Here is an 18,819-nt window from a genome sequence, read left to right as displayed (position 1 = left end):
CCACGCGGGCGGGACAGGAGCGGGTCGGGCGTGGTCTCACGAGTGGGCCGCCAGGGGCTCGAACCCTGAACCTACGGATTAAAAGTCCGCAGCTCTGCCAATTGAGCTAGCGGCCCGAGGCGCCTCATTATGCCAGCCTGTGCCACCGCACGCCGACAGATGCCATCCGTGCAGGTCAGGGCAGACCGGCAGGGAATCGGGCGGATCAGGCCGACGTGGATCGCCGCATGCAAAAGCCTCGGGCCCGCCCCTGTGAGAGGGGCGGGCCCGAGGCCTTGGTGTGCTGCTGCCGTCAGGCAGGGTCAGCCGTTGCGCTTCCAGCGCGGCTTGCGGTCGCCGCCGCCGAAGCCGCCGCCGTTGTCCCGGCGCTCGAACCCGCGGCTGCCGCCGTGGTCGCGGCTGCTGCCGTGGTCGCGGCTGCCACCGGAGCGGTGGTCGTCGCGGCGTGCCACCGGACGGCTGGTACCACGGTCGCGGTCGCCGCCGTAGGGACGGTCGAAGGAACGCGCCGGACGGTCGCCACCGCGGTCGCGGTTGAAGCCACCCCGGTCGTCACGACGCTCGAACGAACGACCACCACGGTCGTCACGGTCACGGTCGCCGCCGTACGGACGGTCGAAGGAACGCGCCGGACGGTCGCCACCGCGGTCGCGGTTGAAGCCACCCCGGTCATCGCGGCGCTCGAACGAACGACCACCACGGTCGTCACGGTCACGGTCGCCGCCGTACGGACGGTCGAAGGAACGCGCCGGACGGTCGCCACCGCGGTCGCGGTTGAAGCCACCCCGGTCGTCACGACGCTCGAACGAACGACCACCACGGTCGTCACGGTCACGGTTGAACGGACGGTCGCCACCACGGTCCCGGTTGAAGCCACCCCGGTCGTCACGACGCTCGAACGAACGACCACCACGGTCGTCACGGTCACGGTTGAACGGACGGTCGCCACCACGGTCGCGGTTGAAGCCACCCCGGTCATCGCGACGCTCGAAGGAACGACCACCACGGTCATCCCGGTCACGGTTGAACGGACGGTCGCCGCCACGGCTGTCCTCGGCCGGGGTCTCGGTGACCTCGGCGACGGGGGCCGGGGCCGCCTCGTCGGCGGCAGCGGGCTCGGCGGCGGAGTCGGCCTCCGCCGGCTCCTCCTCCAGGCCCAGCTCGGAACGCTCGCGCGCCACGCGGGCGGCCAGCCGGTCGGCGTCCTCCCGCAGCTCCGTGGCACGGCGCTGCAGCTTCTCCAGGTGGCGGGTCATGTCCTCGACCTCGCGCTCGGCGGCCTTGGCGGCGCCGGCCGCACCCTCGGCCTGGACCTCGATGAGCGAGCGGGCACCGGTGATCCGGGCCACATCGGCGTCGAAGGCGCCACCCACGACATGGCGGGAGGCGTCCACCCCCGCGTCCTCCATCAGCCGGAAGACGCCGCGCCGCTGGTGCGGCAGCACCAGGGTGACCACGATGCCGGAGCGGCCGGCCCGCGCGGTGCGGCCGGAGCGGTGCAGGTAGTCCTTGTGGTCACCGGCCGGGTCCACATTGAGCACCAGGTCGATGCCGTCGACGTGGATGCCGCGGGCGGCGACGTCGGTGGCGACCAGGACGTTGACATAACCGTCCTTGAAGTCGCCCAGCGTCCGGGTGCGGGCGCCCTGGGTCATACCGCCGTGCAGCGCGTCGGCGCGCACGCCGGACTCGCGCAGCTGCTCGGCCACGCGGTCGGCGCCCATCTGGGTGCGGACGAAGATGATGGTGCGGCCCTTGCGGGCGGCGATGGCGCTGGTGATCGGCGCCTTGTCCTTGGGCTTCACCACGAGGATGTGGTGGGTCATGGTGGTGACCGCGCCCGCCGACGGGTCGACCTCGTGGGTGACCGGGTTCTGCAGGTAGCGCTTGACCAGGGTGTCGATCTCGTTCTCGAGGGTGGCCGAGAAGAGCATCCGCTGGCCGCCGGCCGGAACCAGGTCCAGGATCTCGGTGACCTCGGGCAGGAAGCCCATGTCGGCCATCTGGTCGGCCTCGTCGAGGACGGCGATCTGCACCTCGTCGAGGGAGGCGGCGCCGCGGTCGATCAGGTCGCGCAGTCGGCCCGGGGTGGCGACGAGGACGTCGACACCGCGCTCCAGCGCATAGATCTGACGCGGCATCGAGGTACCGCCGCACACCACCTTGAGGTTGAGGCCGAGCACCGAGCCGTAGGGCTCCAGCGCGTCGGAGACCTGCATGGCCAGCTCACGGGTGGGGACGAGGATCAGGCCGCGCGGACGCTTGGCCCGCGTGCGGCCCTCGGCGAGGCGGGTGAGCAGCGGCAGGCCGAAGCTCAGGGTCTTGCCGGAGCCGGTGCGACCGCGGCCCAGCACGTCCTTGCCGGCCAGCGCGTCCGGGATGGTCGCGGCCTGGATGGGGAACGGGGTGATGACGCCGCGCTTTGCGAGGGCGCGGACGATGTCGTCGTGCAGACCGAGGTCACCGAAGGTGACGGTGGGCTCACTGGCCTCCTCGGCTGTCTCGGCGGCCTCCTCGAGGGCGGCCTCCTCGGCGGTGTCGAGGACGTCGTCGAGCTCGCGGAGGTCGTCGAGGTCGGGGATGACGGCGGCAGGGGCATCGGCGGCGGAACCGTTCGCGGGCATGGCGAAGCGGTCGTCGTCAACGAGAGACATGCAGAACCTTCCGGAAGTGGCACGCGCCTAAGTCCGCGGGTTCGCACAGACCGCCTCGATGCAGTCAAGCCACGGATCGCCGGAACGCGCCAAGAGCGCCTGGAATTGTGACCGGCGCCGGGCAGATGAAATCAAACGATCTACCACTATAGGCGCCACGAACGGAGGAGTGCAAATCGCCCCGAAGGAGCAGTCCACAACCGCCGGCCCACGGCGCCCGCCGCGGGATCGTTCTCCACCAACGGTAACGCGTCGCCGGGCATTCCGGACGGCCCCGCGTCCACGACCGCGCCACACCCCCGGCGGCCCGCGGTCAGGGCTTGGGACTGCCCGAGGCCGGAGCCGAGGCCTCACCGCTGGAGGTGGACGTCGGGACCGGCGGGGCGGACGGCGCGCCGCTGGTCGCGGAGGCGGATCCACTCGGCTGCGGACTGGGCTGCTGGGGAGCGCCACCGGTCGCCCCCGCGCTGCCTCCCGTCCCCGAGCCCCCGCCGATGCCACCGCCTCCGCTGCCCGCGCCGGCCCCCGCGCTGGCACCCGGACCGGCGCTGCCCCGGCCGCTGGGCGCCGGGTGCGCCGAGGCGCCCCCCGCAGGCCGGGCCGGCGCACCCGGCGTCGGCGAGGGCCCCAGGGTGCCCGACGGGCTGGCGGAGACATCCACCGCGCCCGCGCCCCTGGACCCGGCCGGCACCGGACGCGAGCCCCGCGCGGGGGTCGCGCCGCCCTCCCAGCCACCCTGGACCCGCTCGCCGGAGCTGTTTTGCCCCCCGGATCGCGAGTCCTGCGAGGCGGGCGCGGCGCTCAGCTCCATGCAGCCGCTCAGTGCCACGGCCGCAAGCGCCCCGGCGGCGGCCGTCGCGGCGGCCCGTCGCAGTACGCGGCGGCGGCACCCCGTGAAGGGGTGTGCCGCCCACGCCGATGCCGCACCGGGCCCGGAAGTCACCGAACTGACCGCTCTCACAGCACACCTCTCCTACGCCCCGCCCCGGCCGCCCGCAGCGCGCGGCCACTACCGGTGCCCAACGCACAGCCGACCGGGAGGACACGGCCGCTGCGTCCGAGTGGGCGGCGGGGCCCCGGCCGGGCTGTACCAGCGGCGCCGCCGACCCGGCGTCAGCATGTCGGCGGCGGACGCGCGAGGTCTGCCGCGAAGCTGTCCCGTCCACAGCCTGTGGACCGACAATGGCCCGGTGGAGATGACCCGAGACGAGTTCGAGGCCCTGGTCGGCGACGCTCTGGACCGCATCCCCGGCGAGCTGGCGAAGCTGATGGACAATGTCGCCGTCTTCGTGGAGGACGAGCCCGCCCCCGAGGACCCGGAGCTGCTGGGGCTCTACGAGGGGACCCCGCTCACCGAACGGGGCGAGTGGTACGCCGGGGTGCTGCCCGACCGGATCACCGTCTACATGGGACCCACCCTGCGGATCTGCGAGACCCGCGAGCAGGTGGTGGAGGAGGTCTCCACCACCGTCGTCCACGAGGTCGGCCACCACTTCGGTATCGGCGACGAACGTCTCCACCAGCTCGGCTGGGGATAGGGCCTGTCGGGTCCTCAGCCCCGCCGGAGCGGTTCTCCCCGACGGGCCGTATGCCGGACGTACCCTCCGGGCATGCTCCCCACCATGGCCGCAGACCTCCGCAACCGCACGCGCGCCATGCTCCGCAGAGCGCGCCCGCCCCGACCTGCCCGAAAGACCCGTCCGCCGGGACAGCGACGGCTGCCCCGGCCCCCCACCGGACTGCGGCAGGCTGTCGTACTGGCACTGGTGGCCGTGTTCGGCGGCCTGCTCGGCCTGATGGTGATCGGCAGCGCGCCCGCCCGGGTCGGCCCGATGGACACCCGGATGTCCCTCCACCCCGATCTGCGCGGCGGCAGCCGGGTCGACATCGCCCCGCTGGGCTCCCTGGAACTGGACACCCACCGCGCCCCGCTCCGGCTGGACGTCGACGTACGGCGGCTCAACCCCGACGCCGCCAGGGCCATCGCCAAGGACCCCACCCGCCTCGCCGGGCTGCAGAACGACGTGGTCACCGGAGTCGAGCGCGGCATGCTCGACCTGGGTCTGCGGGCCGCCGCCGCGGTCGCCGTCGGAGGCTGCGCGGCCGGCCTGGTGATCTACCGCCGCCCCGGCCGGGCACTGGCCGCCGCCGGCACCTCACTGGGCCTGCTGGCCGCGACCTTCGGCGGGGCGGCCCTCAGCTGGAACCCCAAGTCGGTGCTGGAACCGCACTTCACCGGCCTGCTGGCGGGCGCACCGCAGGTCGTCGGCAATGCCCGGTCGATCGTCAGCGACTTCGACGTGTACCGCCAGGAACTGGCCAAGCTGGTCACCAATGTCACCCGGCTCTACGACACCGCGACCACCCTCCCGGCCTACAACCCGGACCCGGGCACCGTGCGGGTGCTGCATGTCTCCGACATTCACCTCAACCCGACCGCCTGGGACCTGATCCGATCGGTGGTCACCGACTACAAGATCGACGCCATCATCGACACCGGCGACCTGATGGACCACGGCTCCGTCGCCGAGAACGCCTTCGCCGACGACATCCCGACCCTCGGCGCCCCCTATGTCTACGTCCGCGGGAACCACGACTCGGCGGCCAGCCAGGCCGCGGTCGCCCGGCAGAAGCACGCCGTGGTGCTGGACCAGGGCCGCACCGTCACCGTCGCCGGGCTGCGCATCGCCGGCTGGGGAGATCCGCAGTTCACCCCGGACCGCTCGGTGCAGGTCGGCGGGGAGGACGCCGAACGGGCCATGGGCCAGGCCTTCGCCTCCAGGATCACCGCCACCCGGCCGCCCCCGGACATCGCCGCCGTCCATGAGCCCACCGCCGCGGTGCAGCTGGACGGGACGGTCCCGCTGGTGCTCGCCGGGCACACCCATGTCCGCGACACCCGGATGCTCGACCACGGCACCCGGCTCTTCGTCCAGGGCTCCACGGGGGGCTCGGGCCTGCGCGCCCTGGAGAGCAACCCGCCGACCCCGGTCACCCTCTCCGTCCTCTACTTCGACCGGGTGACCCACCGCCTCCAGGCCTGGGACGACATCACCCTCGGCGGACTGGGCCGCACCACCGCCCAGATCGACCGTCATCTGGCGGACGAATCCCTCACCACGCCCCCCAGCCCGGCGCCACCGGCGACTCCGCAGGTGAGCCCCCGGGTGAGCCTCGCACCACCGCCCTGACACCCGACCGGCGACAGGCCGCAAACTGTTTTGGCGTTCCCGCCCGGCATCCCATATGCTTCTCGACGTCCCCGACGACCGCAAGGAAGCCGGGTGGGCCATAAAGCCCTCATCGTCTAGTGGCCCAGGACGCCGCCCTTTCAAGGCGGTAGCACGGGTTCGAATCCCGTTGGGGGCACCGCAGTACCCACACGCAGAGCCCATCTGCGTAACGAGGTCCCGTGGAGCAGTTGGTTAGCTCGCCACCCTGTCAAGGTGGAGGTCGCGGGTTCAAGTCCCGTCGGGATCGCTCATCCCCTATTCTGGGGATGCAGCAAAGCAGTACGGCCAGGTAGCTCAGTTGGTACGAGCGTCCGCCTGAAAAGCGGAAGGTCGCCGGTTCGACCCCGGCCCTGGCCACATCGCCTGACCAGGCACGAGGCCCCGAAGCGCATGTGCTTCGGGGCTTTTCGCATGACCGTGACTTCAGCGCGCGGCGAACGGTCACGGTGGAGACGCCCCGATGATCTCACCGGGGCGGCGACTGTCGCAGGTGCTCCCGTCGCAGCACCTTGGTCCCGTCGAGTCGGTCCCGAAGGTGAGCAACCGCCTTCTGTGGCTCACCGCGCCGAACGAGTCGTTCGGCGAGGGCGATCGCGCTGCCTACTGTTCCGGAGCGAAGAAGATCCTCACCACCAGCGACTCCCCCACCCTGGGCTCGAGTTCCTGCCGAGACATATGGGGTTCCCCCAAACGTTGAACGTGGCAACCGGGAAGGTCCCTGGCTGTACCCGCCTGCGGGTCCTCGGTGATCACCACTCGGTGGTGTGGCCGTTCACTCGGGGTGTCCGGGCCCTACCGCTGCACAATCTCGTCCCGGAGCAGCCGCGCAACCTGGGTGAGCCCGATGCGTTCGGGTCAGCGGACGTCCACGTAGTCGGCTGCGCTGACCGTCTGGAGAAAGTAGGGGTTGTCGGTCAACCAGCGAGCCGTCCAGTAGCCGTCGTGGTAGTCGCGGATCCGGGTGGAGAAGTGGCCGTGGGAATCGGTGGTCACCCAACCGACCCATGTGGTGGTGCTGCTTCCCGCGCGCCGGAACCCGATGTAGACGGTCTGGCGGGCGCTTACTGGAATCCAGCCTGCCGCGCTCTGCCGCTGAAGAGTGCCGCTGACGGTGACGTAGCCGCCTGCACGGACGGGCTCGGGCGAGGCGTTCAGCCCAGCGAACCGGGTGGGCCAGCGGTGCACCCAGAGGCTGTCGGTACCCGTGCCGAGCAGCTGGGGGGTACCGGGCAGGCGCACACGCCAGTAGGAGGCGGAGGGTGCCTTGTCCACGGTGGTGGTGAGGCGGGCCGAACCATGGCTGAGGTCGACGGTGAGGTTCTTGACGGTCTGCCACCCGGTGCGCCCGTCGGCTGAGCGCTCCAGGACAGCGGGGACGCGCGTGTTCACGGAGGCTGCAGGAGCTCGCAGTTGCGTGGTGGCGGTCAGTCGCGACCGGGGGTCGAGTTTGGCCGAGAAGCCGGTGACGCTGATCCTCGGGCGCACAACCACGGTGTAGGAGACCGGCACGTGAGGGCTGTCGCCGTAGAAGGGGGCATCCTCGGCGTCGACGGCGATGACGGCATGGCCGCTGGCGATGGGCGTGGTGCTCAGAGCGAAGGCACCGTGGCTGTCGCTGGTGGCAGTGGCCAGGGTTTCTGGAATGCCGTTGCGTGCAGCGGGCGGAATGTCGAGGGTGACGCGGGCAGCCGGCAGTGCCTTCCACCCAGCCGCGGTCAGCACCTGGGCGGTCCCGCGGTAGGTGACTGTGGCTCCTCGGTCGAGGGTGGCGGAGGCGGCGGTGGACAGTTGGATCCGGGTGGGTGCCAGAGCGGTGCTCACGATGTCGGGGTCCTGGTAGCAAGCGACGTAATGATCCTCGGACGCCCAGGCGCAGGCGGACACGTCAACGAAACGTGAGTTGACGGGGAGGACGCGGCTGAAGCGACCGTCCTCGTCGGTCGTCACCTCGCTGCCGACTACGTCGACCGGTGTATCCGCAAGTGGGGTCCGCTGTTCAGGATGACCCGGGAGGCTCGTGGTCAGGCGGCCAGTCAGGGTGAGGGTGCGGTGATCGTAGTCGGGATGCGTCGGTGTCGCCTGGAAGTCCTCGATCCTGGCGTTGCCGGCGTACCAGAAGTAGCCGCCGAAGGACTCCGCGTCCCACAGCCCGTACGTCTGGTCGCCGTCGGCGTCCGTGAGGTCGAAGGTGACCCGATAGTGGCCGAAGGCCGGCAGCAGCAGGGGGTGAGCGTTGTGCCAAAACGAACGCGAGGGTCCCTGGGTGCCGTCCTGGACGAAGTCGTCGGTCTCGTAGACCTCGGGTGCGTCCTGCAGCGCGCCCTTGGGAAAGAAGTGCGCGGTGACATGGGTGATGGGACTGTTCGCCTCCGCCTCCAGCGCCAAGGTCTGAGGGTCGCCGATCACGTATGCGACCTGCAGCAGCTCAGGCTCGCCGTCGAGGGCATGGGCGGCAGGCACCGGTGCAGCCAGGGCCAGCGAGATGACAGCGCTGCATATCGCGGTCCTGACAGAGCGCTTCATCAACAGTCCCCCCAAGGACACAGATGGCAAGGTAGCCGCATCGCGCAGTACACCCCGAGGGGTGTTGATCACGACGCAGGGGCGAACTCTAGCGCTTCATCCGCCTGGCCACCTGCGCTGCCGGCGCTCCATGTACGAGGTCCCGCGTCGTGTTGGGGATCGTGCGGTATCGCTGCATCACCGCCGCGAGAACATCCATACCCACCCGACGGATGACAAGGGATGACCGCTCCCCGGGGCGGGCACGACATCGGCGAGAACATTGGCACGGGCTTGGACAACACCCGCCAGGAGCCTTACATCGGCTGAGCTCCGGTGGGCACACGGGCAAGGCAGTCTTTGACCCGTCCCACGGCCGCGTAGATCTCCGCTGCCGCACGCTGGATGGCGCGACCTACGGATCGGATGCAGGTCATAGGGCAGATCACCCCCGGGGCGTACCCTGCCGGCGCCTGAACAGGCACGAGGCCCCGAAGCAGATTCACTTCGGGGCCTTTCGCATCACTGTGACATCGGCCGCCGGCGCCGCTGGACTCCGTCGCCGGAGTCCAGCCCGCCCCGACCGAACGCCCAGCCCAACGTCAGATGCGGTTCACCGTGTGCAGCTTCGTGGCGTATGTGCCCGTGCCGTCCAGCAGCGAGGCACCGCCGAGGTCGCCCATGGTGGGTCCGTCGACGGTCTTGCGGCTGGAGAGGAAGCGGCGCTTGCCGGCCGCGTCCGGGCCCAGATAGATGCCGACGTGGTCGACGGTGACCGTGGGGTTGTCGTCGCCGGAGTCGGCGTTGAACAGCACCAGGTCACCCGGCTGGAGCAGCGCCGCTGTGGGCGGGTTGGTGCCGTCGGTCCGGTCGATCCGCACACCGGGTGCGTGGTCGACCATGTCCCGGGACTTGCGGGGGATCCGCAGACCGGAGGTGTCCTGGTCCGCGGCCAGCGGCACACCCATGTGGTAGCCGTACACCATCCGTGTGTAGCCCGAGCAGTCGAGATTGCCGACCTGCTTGCTCGACGGCCCGGTGTAGGCCCCGTCGTCGAAGGTCCAGCCGATGCCCATGTACTCGTGGAAGTCGGCGCCTTCGTAGCGGTAGCCCTGGGGATCCAGATAGCCGTACCCGGACCTGCCCAGCACCTGCTTGCCCTGGGCCGGGCCGGCCCCGGCGGTCACAGCCGGCGCTCCGCCGAGGAACATCGCCGCGTACGCGAGCACGTCCGGGGCCGTGGAGCCGGCCCAGCCCCGTATGGTCTGCTCCACCTCGTCGGTCCACGTACCGTCGAAGGGCTGGGGCAGCACCCGCACCCAGTCACCGTGGGTGACGCTCGGCGGGACCTCCCAGTTCGCCGCGTCCACCTCGAAGCGGCTGACGGTGAGCTTGATCGGCAGGTTGGTGCAGCCGCTGTTGGCCAGTGCACGCAGGCCCACCCGGCCCTTGGGGAAGGTGGAGTCGCTGACGTCGACGGCCCACGCGGACGGCTCCGCCGAGCCCGAGGGCCACGCCTTGGCCCTGATGCGGAAGCCCTCACGGCGTACTCGGATCGTCCAGTAGGTGCCCGCTGACACACCGGTGGCGAGGGTCTGGGCCGACACCAGCTGGGTGACCGTGTCGGCGACCTCCTTCTCGACGCGCAGTTCGACCGCACCGGAGGTGAGGAAGGACAGCCGGGCGCGGTAGTTGTTGTGCGTGTCCTGGTAGCCGAAGGACAGCGCGTACGAGCACGCCTGGCCGGTGGGCACCTTGTCGAACCCGGCCACGGAACGCACATCCACGTCGGTGGTCTCGTCGTCGTGCAGACTGGCGTGGCGGCTGGCGTAGTCGCTGGTCAGGGTGATGATGCCGGCGCCCGGCACCACCGAGTAGTCGGTGTCCACGGGCCCGAGGGTGGACCAGCTGCCGCCGCCCGGGGAGGTGCCCCAGTACTGCCGGCTCTCGGCCGGCAGCGACAGGTCCGGCAGCGTGCGCTGGAAGTCGTCCACGAAGGGCCGCTTGTTCTCGGTGAACGTACGCTGCGGACCCGGCAGGACAACCGTCCGCGCACCGTGGGTCAGCAGCGCGACGCGTGTCCCCCCGGAGGTCACCTCGGTACGGGCCGGGGTGCCCGGCAGTACGGTCGCGGTGAGCGGCGTGCCCAGTGTCACCGGGGTGAAGTAGGAAGCGTCCAGCGGGGGGAGCGTCACCGAGGAGAGGGCCGACGCCAGACCGTTAGAAGCCGCGAAAGGCTCGACGGGCGCGGCCGGGTCGGCCGCCCGCGCCGTGGCGCCGATCAGACCGCTGAGCGGGACGGAAGCCGCGAAGGCAGCCAGCAGACTGCGCCGAGAAGCATGAACCATGTGCACATCATGCTGTACGCCTTTCCGGCTCCCGGTGTGATCCTCATCGCTCAAATACCGCCCCTGTGACGGAAGATGACCAGCCGATGGGAACCGCGATCGCGCTCTGCCGATACCCGGTGATGTTGCTGCTCGGTGAGGCCTCGGTGGTCACCACGAGCCCGTCGCGGACGTCCGAACAACAGCCCTGTCATGAACGGGAGTTGACTCACTCTCCGCCCTGCTGCGGCGGCACCTCCGCCACGACGATGTAGAACACCACCGACGCAAGGAAGGGCCCATCCGCGAGGTGATCCAGCCAGCGTTGTGCCGCCTCCTCGGTGAGACAGCCGTCGGCCACGGCCCGCCGGGTGGTGCGCTCCAGCCCCAGGATCGCGTCAGCGGCCCGGACGTCCCGCAGGACGGGCGTGACCGGGATGACCACGGGCACCGTGAATCCGGCCTCCACTGCCAGCCGGGGAAGCCCGCTGCCGATCCGGGCATGGCGGATGACCCGGTCGGTGACATACCCGGTGTAGGCAAGCGACAGATCGCCGTCCGGATGGTCGACGGTCAGGGTGTGCCAGTCGGGCTCCCCCATGACGAGCCGCCCGCCGGGACGCAGCACTCGCCGGACCTCGCGGAGCACCCGGGCAGGGTCGGCGGCATGCTGCAGCACCCGATCGGTCCGGGCCCGCTCGGCCGTGCCGTCCGCCAGCGGCAGCTCATGGATGTCGCCGAGCCGGACGGTCACGGTGTGCCGGCCTGCGGTGCGCTCCCTGGCCGCGTCGACCGCGGCCTGGTCGTGGTCGACGCCGATCACCCGGCCGGTCACGGTGGCGGCCTCGGCGAGTGCCCCGAGGTCGGCGCCGGGGCCGCATCCCAGATCGAGCACCGTGTGCCCCGGGCGGACTCCGAGTTCGGCGAGCATCCGCCCCTTGTAGGCGCGGCCCAGGTCGCTCGCGGCGAGCCGGTCGAGATAGACGAGCGGGTCGGGGGCGGCGGACTCGAACCGTGTGGTGGCCATGGACGCCAGTCAATCAACTCCACAGCGTCGAAGGGGATGTTGCGGCCCGTCCGGCCGGGCGGCGCTACGGGAGCTGCGCTACGGCAGCGTCGGGTCCCGGTGGTCGTCCTCGGACCAGGGGCGGCGCTGCTCCAGATAGCGGGTGTGGATGTGCTGGCGGCGCTCCTCGGCCTCACGCAGGGCCCCGACCAGTCGGGTGGCCTCCTCGGTGAGCAGCGCCGCCTGCCGGTCCAGATGCCGTTCGGGCGCCTCGGTGCCGGGGTGAGACGGTTCCACCAGCGGGCCCGCAGACAGGCGTCGACCGCCTCCGGCACGTCCTGCCGGACGATCCGGGAGAGTGCGTGCAGCGCCTCCGGGTCGCCGGCCAGGACGTCGCCGCCGCGGTCCGGGTCGAGCAGCGCGGCCAGCCGCTCCAGCAGATCGGCGAAGCGGCTCTCCAGCTGCGCCTCGACCAGGTAGTCCCGCAGCGCGGCCAGGTCGGTGCGGAGTGCGGAGAGCTGCTCCTCGGGTGCGGGGAAGTCCGGCGACGACGGCCGCTCGGGCGGCGCCAGCAGCGCGCCGACGGCGTAGAGCCCGGCGACGACCAGCGGCCACAGGGAGCCGGCCACCCCCACGAAGTACAGCACCAGGCCGCCGATGGCGAGGGCGCAGCCGGTGAGGTTCTTACGGGACTCCAGATAGGCCGCCGGGCCCCGCCGGGAGCTTCTACTGGTAGCCACGGATCTCCTCGAAGGCGCCGCTCAGCGAGCTGCCGACCGCGTCGAACAGCCGCCCGCCGGTCAGATCGGCGATGTGCTGGAGCTCGGCCCGGTCGGAGTCGCCGAAGAGGATCGGGAAGACCGGGACGCTCCGCTGGTCCGCGGGAAGGGCCGCATAGAAGGAGTTGAAGTCGCCGGCGCCCCCACCCGCGGTGTTCTGGCCGTCCGTCATCAGCACGATGGAGGTGAACCGGTCTCCGCCGGCCTGGCCGGCGCGCTGCCCCAGATAGCGGTAGGCCTCCTGGAGGCTGCTGTAGATCGCGGTGCCGCCGTCGGCCCGCAGGGCGTCGGTGTCGGCGCGGATCGCCTTCAGCGCCTGCTGCTGCCGGCCCTCCTCGACGGTGTGGGTGAGCACGCTCTTCACGGTGTCGGCGAAGGGCATCAGCGTCACCTCCTCGCGATCCCTGAAGCGTTTGCCGGGGGTGTTGTCGGTGCCGGTCAGCCCGGCGAGGGCGGTCTTGAGCCGGCTCAGCCGGTCGCCCTCCATGGAGCCGGAGGTGTCCAGCACGTACACCGTGCGCGAGGGCCGGCGCAGCTGGTTCTCATAGCTGTCCAGCAGTCCGTCCGCGACGGCGCGGCTGCCGGGGAAGGGCAGCTCGCGGCGGCGGCCGGCGGGCAGTGCCGGGTCGGGAGCCACCGAGGCGACCACGGGGCGGCGCAGGGTCTGCCGGGTGATCGCCTGCTGGGCCTCGGGGCTGCGCAGATAGCGGGTGAGCTCGCTGTACGCGGTCCGCTGCTCGGTCCCGGCGGAGGCCAGCAGGGTCAGCGGATAGTCGGCGGTGACCACTCCGTCGACCGGGCGGATCACCGTCAGGTCGGTGTGGCTGTCGCGGTTGAGCGACAGCAGGACCGACTCGTAGTTGATCAGGGCGTCCACGGTGCCCTGCCTGGCGTAGGCCTGGGCGAGCCAGCCGGAGGAGCCGGAGGTCAGCTTCTGCCCGGCGAAGAACCGCTTCAGGGCGGGCGCCGCCTGCCGGACGTCCTGCTCGGTGAGCGCGGACTGCGCACCGGAGAGCGCGGAGGCGAGGCCCACCAGTGCGGAGTAGCCGGAGTTGGATCGGGCCGGGTCGGTCATCCCATAGGTCAGCTTCCCCGCCGTGACGGCCTGGTCGATCTGCGCCCAGGTGACCTTCTCCGGGTCCCAGCCGAGCCTCTGGACAGCCTCGGCGCGCACCCCCAGGGCGACCGGTGAGGTCATCACCGGGGTCTCCGAGGCGATCCGCCGGGCCGCGTCGGGGTGCAGCCGCAGATAGTCGTCGGAGGGCAGCCACACCGCGTCATAGCTGCGGTCGGCCTGCCCGGAGGCGATCTGCTGCACGGCGTCCAGAGTGCCGCTGTAGGTGGGCACCACCTTCACCCCGGTGGCCTTCTCGGCGGCCTTCAGCACCGGTTCCAGATCGGAGAGTTCACTGCCGGCGAGCACCCGCAGCGTCCCGGCCCGGGGTTTGGGAGCGCCGTGCGTGGCCGACTCGTCCGCGCCGGAGCTGCCGCCATCGCAGCCGGACAGCAGCAACGCGGCCAGTACGGCGACGGCCGCGGTGCGCAGTGCGGTTCTCATCCAGCCCCTCCCTCGAGTTCCGCGATGGCGCGGCTGCGCTCCAGGCGGGCTCCGGCGTCCTGGAGTTCGGCGGTGAGGGTGGAGACGGTGGCCGCCATGGTCTCGGTCGCCTGCGCCTTGTAGGTGTCGATGGCGTCCAGGGTCCGGTAGATCTGCTGGAAGGCGCTGCGCAGGGTCTCCACCCCCACCGCCGGGTCGGCGGCGATCCGCTGGATCTCGCCGCTCTGACCGGCGAGCATCTCCGCATTGCCGCGGATGAGGTCCTCGGTGGTCCCGCGCAGGGCGTTGACCTGCTCGACGACCTTGCGCTGGTTGTCCAGGGCCGAGGCGAGCATCACCGCGATGCGCAGCGCGGTGACGGTGGTGGTGGCCGCCCGGTCGACGCCCTTGACCAGTTCGTCGTTGTTGCGGCGCACCACGTCCATCGCCAGATAGCCCTGGGCGCAGACGGCGAGCTGGGTCAGCAGGTCCTGGTGCTTCTGGCGGACCGGGAAGAGCAGGTCGGCGCGGAGCGCCTCGGCCTGCTGCGGGTCGTCGGCCTCGGTCTCGGCGATGCGCCGCTCGACGGCGCCGTCCAGCGCGTCGGTGAGGACCGCGTACTCCTGGAGCCTGCCCATCGCCTCCCACAGCCGGGTGCGCTCGGTGTGCAGGGCGGCGCTGTCGCGGCGCAGTTCGTCCTGGCCGCTGCGCAGGCTGCCGACGATCCCCTGCAGGGTCGCCTGCGCGGAGGCGTAGCGGGCGATGTGGTCCCGCAGCCGGTTGCCGCCGGGCAGTCGGGAGAGCAGCCGGCGGGCACCGCGGCCGGGGCTGTCCCCGGGGTCGAGGTCCTCGACGGTACGGCGCAGCTCGACCAGGCCCGCGGACACCCGGGCGCCGGCGTCGGACCCGGGTCCGCCGGAGAGCGAGCGGACGGTGCGCTCCAGCATCCGGTTGGACTGCTGGGCGGCAGCACGGATGTCGGCGCTGCCGAGCGAGGCGATCTCGCCCAGCCGGGAGGCGAACTCGGGGCTGCGGGCGTCCAGACCTGCGAGGCCCTCCACATAGGCGGTGGCGCGGCGCTCCATGTCGGCGCGTACGCCGTCGGCCAGCGGCACCAGGCCGGAGGCCCGCTCCTTGGGTACCGGTGCGACCGGGTCGGGCGGGGTGAGGACCAGCGGTGAGTCGTCGGGGGTGGCCATGCCGGCTCCTACTTCTCGTCCCGGGCCAGGCGGGCGATCTCGCGCATCACCGCGGAGGTGGGCACGGGTGCCTGCCGGACACCGGTCAGCTTCTGGTTGAGGTATGCGGTGTACGGCGCGACCGCCGCGTTGAACTCCTTGGTGTCGCCCTGCGGCCGGAACCCGAAGCGCACCGCCAGCTGCCGCAGTCTGGAGTCGTCGCGCAGCAGCTCCCCGACGCGTTTGCCGTTCTCGGTGAACGGCACCACGGTGTGGTCGCTGGAGACGGTGGTGTCGGGGTAGAGCACCACCAGGTCGCCGAGTTCCCCGGCCTGGTGGCGGACCAGCAGCGAGGCCACCTGCGACTCGTAGACCAGCACCAGCGGATTGCCCACCCCGCTGAGGAAGTCGCGGAAGGGTGCGTCGCTGCTGGACTGCTGGGCGCCCTGGACGGCGATCAGCTTGTGCAGCAGGGGCGCGGTGGCTGCCACGCCGCGGCTGGCGGCGACCACCTCGCCGCCGTTGGCCACATAGGAGGCGGCGGCGAGATAGAGCGCCCCGGAGTTGGAGGAGAGCGGGTCGGTGCTGGTGATGAAGAGGGTGCCGGTCAGCTCGGCGTGGGCGGCGGATCCCTTCAACTGCTGCCAGGTGGTGTTCTTCCGCATCGCCGTCAGATAGGCGTTCATGCGCAGCGTGCCGGACTGCCCGCCCGGCAGGGTCGCCAGTCCGTTGGCGGCCAGCACCTCGGCGGCGTCGCGGTGCGCGGCCACCACCAGGGGCGAGTAGAAAGGCCGCAGCGCTCCGCCGGGGGTCTTCGACTTGCTGCGGAGTTCGTCGGCGGGTGCGCTGCTGCTGGGAAAGGCGAAGTCGTATCCGCTGCTGTCGAGGCTGTCCATGGCCCAGGATCCGGATGTCTCGGTCTGGACGGTCAGCCCGTGGTCGGCGAACGCTTTCACCACGTCGGGGTCGGCGAAGAACTCCGCCTTCTCCGATCCGATGACCCCTCGCACGGTCGTCGTCGCCGTGCTCTGCCCCTTGTCCCGGCCTGCCAGGACGGCGGCCACGATGCCGACGACCAGCAGGACCGCGAGGGCCACTGAGAATATGCGTCTCACGCAGGGAGTGTTCTCACGGGACACAGCGCGCCGGCTGGTTCGTGGTGAACAGGCGGTGAATGAACGTTCCCGGTATGGAACCGGACGAGGCCGCTCCGGTGGAGCGGGCCGCCGTGCTGCGGACGGCCCGTCAGAGGTGGCGGGATACCTTGCCCAACAGCGGCAGGTCAGCGGCAAGTTGCTGCTGCTCGGCAGGTGTGAGCCGGTCCGATGTCGCCTCGGTCAGCCGCCGTGCCCGCTCCTGGCCGGCGCCGCGCAGGCCGTCCCGTCCGGTGCCGGTCAACGCCACCACGATCCGCCGGCCGTCGTCCGGGTCCGGGGTGCGGGCCACCAGCCCTCGCCGTTCCCGGGCGCTGACGATGGTGCAGGCCGACTGGGGCCGGATGCCCTCACCGGCCGCGAGTGCGGCGAGGGAGGCCGGGCCCTCCCGGTCCAGCCGTACCAGCATCGAGGTCTGCGAGAGGGTCGGCTCGTCGTCCGGCCGGACCTGGCGCAGCCGGCGCACCAGCGGCCCCGGGCAGGCGCGCAGGTCGGCTGCGACACGTGCCGCCTCGATGGAGTCGCCCGAGAACATCAGCATAGGCTTATCAGTCCGTACTTATGACAGGAGCGGCTGTTCCCATGAGTGACTCCCTCAGCGCGGTGACCGTCCGGATCACCGGGCACGAAGGCGACGAGATCGAGGCCTATCTGGCCCGCCCGCAGGGCGAGCAGCGCCGTGGCGGCGTGGTGGTCATCCACCACATGCCCGGCTACGACCGGGCCACCAAGGAGATCGTCCGCCGCTTCGCCGAGCTCGGCTACGACGCGATCTGCCCCAACCTGTACACCCGCGAGGCACCGGGGGCGGCCCCCGACGACGCCGCCGCGGTGGCCCGCGCCGCCGGCGGAGTTCCGGACGCGCGCCTGATCGGCGATGTGGCCGGTGCCGCCGCGGCCCTGCGGGCGCTGGACAGCTCCAACGGCAACGTCGGCGTGATCGGCTACTGCTCCGGCGGACGGCAGACGGTGCTGGCGGCCTGCAGCCTCGATGTGGACGCCGCGGTGGACTGCTACGGCGCCTTTGTCACCGGCACCCCGCCTGAGGGCTTCCCGCTGAAGGTCACCAACCTGGTGGACCGGCTGCCGGAGCTGCGCGCCCCGCTGCTGGGGCTCTTCGGCGCCGAGGACAGCTTCCCCGGTCCGGAGCAGGTCGCGGAGCTGGAGCAGATCCTGACCGCCCAGGGCAAGGAGTTCGAGTTCCACACCTACGAGGGGGCGGGCCACGCCTTCTTCGCCGTCGACCGCCCCTCGTACAACGCGGCCGCCGCCAACGACGGCTGGGAGCGGATCACCGCCTTCTTCGGCAAGCACCTGGGGGCCTGACCGTGTGCACCTACACCACCGTCAAGGACAGCATCGACGGGAGCGCGAAGGGGCCGGGCGGCTCCTGGTTCCATGTGACCGATGTGACGGTGTACTTCGACCACCCCGTTCATGCGATGGCCGAGCACACGCTCAACATCGACTTCGCCGACCCCAGCAAGGGGCCCTCGGCGCGGGTCGCCCTGGAGCTGACAGCGGAGTCCGCCCGCCGGCTGGTGGCGGCCATCCAGGAGGCACTGGCCGCGGTGCCCGCCGAGCTCACCGTTTGATCGGGAGCACCTTCTGAATCGCGACCATCGGCTGATCGCGACCGCCGGTCCGGCCGGGCCCTGCGCCCGGCCGGACCGGTGACCCGCCGGCGCTCAGAAGCGCTGGGCCTTGGCGACCTTGGGAGTCGTGGTCCCGGTCGCCGGGTGGGCCGCGAAGGCCAGCTTGGTGACCGAGGCCCCCGCCGCCAGGTCCTGGGCCCCGACCACCGCCGTCTCCACCGTCTTGCCGGAGGCGTCGACGAAGTCGACCTGCACGGCGTAGGAGGCGATGTCGCGGCCGTGGTTGGTGATCAGCACCGAAGCCCCCGGGCGGCCCCCGGTGGTGGCGGTGGGCACCCCCGTGAGCCGTACGTCGGCGACCGCGTTGCCGCTCCCGCTGACCGACTTGAGGGCAGCCGAGGCCGAGGCCTGGCCGCCCCGCACCCGCGCCTCGACCGATGCCTCGAAGGCGTGCGCCCGGGCTTCCAGGGACGCCGCACCCGCCGACACCGAGGCCAGCACGGAGGGATGCGCCGAGGCGAAGGACGCCGCCGCCGACTGGACCGCGGAGGCCTGCGACTGCGCCTGCGAGGCGATCCCGGCCGCCGCCTCGGACGCCTTGGCAGCCGCCGAGGCGGCATGCTCCGAGGCGACCGCCGCCGCCGACCCGGCGATCCGGGAGACCTCCGCCGCAACCGACGGCGCGGCACCGCCCCCGGTGGACGGGGAACTGCTGCAGGCCGCCACCGCGACCCCGGCGACCGCCGCCGCCAGCAGGGCAGCCGCAGCCGCGGCAGAGCGCCGCCGCCGCGACGCGGACGGGTTGCCGAGGACGATCGTGCGCTGGGTGGTCACCACCGGGCTGCTCCTGTCGT

The 18,819-nt window shown here is 71.7% G+C and carries 13 protein-coding genes, 4 tRNA genes and 1 pseudogene; 7 read left to right on the top strand and 11 right to left on the bottom strand.

The genetic code is table 11. The annotated features are described in order from the left end of the window. Positions 1-43: 43 nt before the first annotated feature. Together AB0761_RS20295 and AB0761_RS20290 are read right to left on the bottom strand one after the other, a co-directional pair. Positions 44-116: transfer RNA gene (locus AB0761_RS20295), tRNA-Lys, on the bottom strand. A 186-nt stretch (positions 117-302) separates the two neighbouring features. Then, positions 303-2,654 carry a DEAD/DEAH box helicase gene (locus AB0761_RS20290; RefSeq protein ID WP_377270500.1) on the bottom strand — a complete coding sequence of 784 codons (2,352 nt, stop codon included), beginning with the start codon at positions 2,652-2,654 and terminating at the stop codon, positions 303-305. A 1,196-nt stretch (positions 2,655-3,850) separates the two neighbouring features. Here AB0761_RS20290 and AB0761_RS20285 point away from each other — a divergent pair. The 5 genes from AB0761_RS20285 (at position 3,851) to AB0761_RS20265 (ending at position 6,244) form a co-directional block, all read left to right on the top strand. Next, the gene (locus AB0761_RS20285; protein WP_377274228.1) at positions 3,851-4,192 is read left to right on the top strand and encodes a metallopeptidase family protein; all 342 of its coding nucleotides are present in this window, start codon (positions 3,851-3,853) and stop codon (positions 4,190-4,192) included. Between the two features lie 72 nt (positions 4,193-4,264). After that, positions 4,265-5,845: a metallophosphoesterase gene (locus tag AB0761_RS20280; RefSeq protein WP_377270499.1), complete on the top strand. Its 1,581-nt coding sequence runs from the start codon at positions 4,265-4,267 to the stop codon at positions 5,843-5,845. 105 nt (positions 5,846-5,950) lie between these two features. Continuing rightward, positions 5,951-6,023, top strand: a tRNA-Glu gene (locus AB0761_RS20275). Positions 6,024-6,060: 37 nt separating this feature from the next. Next, positions 6,061-6,134: transfer RNA gene (locus AB0761_RS20270), tRNA-Asp, on the top strand. Between the two features lie 36 nt (positions 6,135-6,170). Continuing rightward, positions 6,171-6,244: transfer RNA gene (locus AB0761_RS20265), tRNA-Phe, on the top strand. Positions 6,245-6,742: 498 nt separating this feature from the next. On the opposite strand, the gene AB0761_RS20260 is transcribed toward AB0761_RS20265, so the two are convergent. The 8 genes and pseudogenes from AB0761_RS20260 to AB0761_RS20225 form a co-directional block, all read right to left on the bottom strand. Then, positions 6,743-8,410, bottom strand: a complete 1,668-nt coding sequence (locus AB0761_RS20260; RefSeq protein WP_377270498.1) for a hypothetical protein — start codon at positions 8,408-8,410, stop codon at positions 6,743-6,745. Positions 8,411-8,991: 581 nt separating this feature from the next. Further along, complete coding sequence (locus tag AB0761_RS20255) at positions 8,992-10,737, bottom strand: NlpC/P60 family protein (RefSeq protein WP_377270496.1); 1,746 nt, start codon at positions 10,735-10,737, stop codon at positions 8,992-8,994. A gap of 208 nt (positions 10,738-10,945) precedes the next feature. Further along, positions 10,946-11,743 (bottom strand): methyltransferase domain-containing protein, encoded by a 798-nt coding sequence (locus AB0761_RS20250; protein WP_377270495.1) that lies wholly within the window; start codon positions 11,741-11,743, stop codon positions 10,946-10,948. Between the two features lie 78 nt (positions 11,744-11,821). Next, a pseudogene (locus AB0761_RS20245) lies at positions 11,822-12,462 on the bottom strand (hypothetical protein). Continuing rightward, positions 12,449-14,059, bottom strand: a complete 1,611-nt coding sequence (locus AB0761_RS20240) for an extracellular solute-binding protein (protein WP_377270494.1) — start codon at positions 14,057-14,059, stop codon at positions 12,449-12,451. Before AB0761_RS20240 ends, AB0761_RS20245 begins: the two are co-directional and overlap by 14 nt. Continuing rightward, complete coding sequence (locus AB0761_RS20235; RefSeq protein WP_377270492.1) at positions 14,056-15,237, bottom strand: toxic anion resistance protein; 1,182 nt, start codon at positions 15,235-15,237, stop codon at positions 14,056-14,058. The genes AB0761_RS20240 and AB0761_RS20235 overlap by 4 nt, the downstream gene beginning before the upstream one ends. Positions 15,238-15,245: 8 nt before the next feature. Then, complete coding sequence (locus AB0761_RS20230) at positions 15,246-16,331, bottom strand: hypothetical protein (protein ID WP_377270491.1); 1,086 nt, start codon at positions 16,329-16,331, stop codon at positions 15,246-15,248. A gap of 130 nt (positions 16,332-16,461) precedes the next feature. Continuing rightward, a complete protein-coding gene (locus tag AB0761_RS20225; RefSeq protein ID WP_377270490.1) occupies positions 16,462-16,911 on the bottom strand; it encodes a MarR family winged helix-turn-helix transcriptional regulator in 450 nt (149 codons plus the stop codon). A 41-nt stretch (positions 16,912-16,952) separates the two neighbouring features. On the opposite strand from AB0761_RS20225, the gene AB0761_RS20220 reads away from it, so the two are divergent. Further along, positions 16,953-17,696 carry a dienelactone hydrolase family protein gene (locus tag AB0761_RS20220; protein WP_377270488.1) on the top strand — a complete coding sequence of 248 codons (744 nt, stop codon included), beginning with the start codon at positions 16,953-16,955 and terminating at the stop codon, positions 17,694-17,696. A 2-nt stretch (positions 17,697-17,698) separates the two neighbouring features. Beyond that, on the top strand, positions 17,699-17,965 hold the full coding sequence (locus AB0761_RS20215) for a DUF6295 family protein (protein WP_377270487.1): 267 nt from the start codon (positions 17,699-17,701) through the stop codon (positions 17,963-17,965). Positions 17,966-18,058: 93 nt separating this feature from the next. On the opposite strand, the gene AB0761_RS20210 is transcribed toward AB0761_RS20215, so the two are convergent. Then, a complete protein-coding gene (locus AB0761_RS20210) occupies positions 18,059-18,799 on the bottom strand; it encodes a hypothetical protein (protein WP_377270485.1) in 741 nt (246 codons plus the stop codon). Positions 18,800-18,819: the final 20 nt, after the last annotated feature.

Source organism: Peterkaempfera podocarpi, from assembly GCF_042466665.1.
Taxonomy (GTDB): Bacteria; Actinomycetota; Actinomycetes; order Streptomycetales; family Streptomycetaceae; genus Peterkaempfera; species Peterkaempfera podocarpi.
This window is presented reverse-complemented; position numbering and strand designations above follow the sequence as displayed.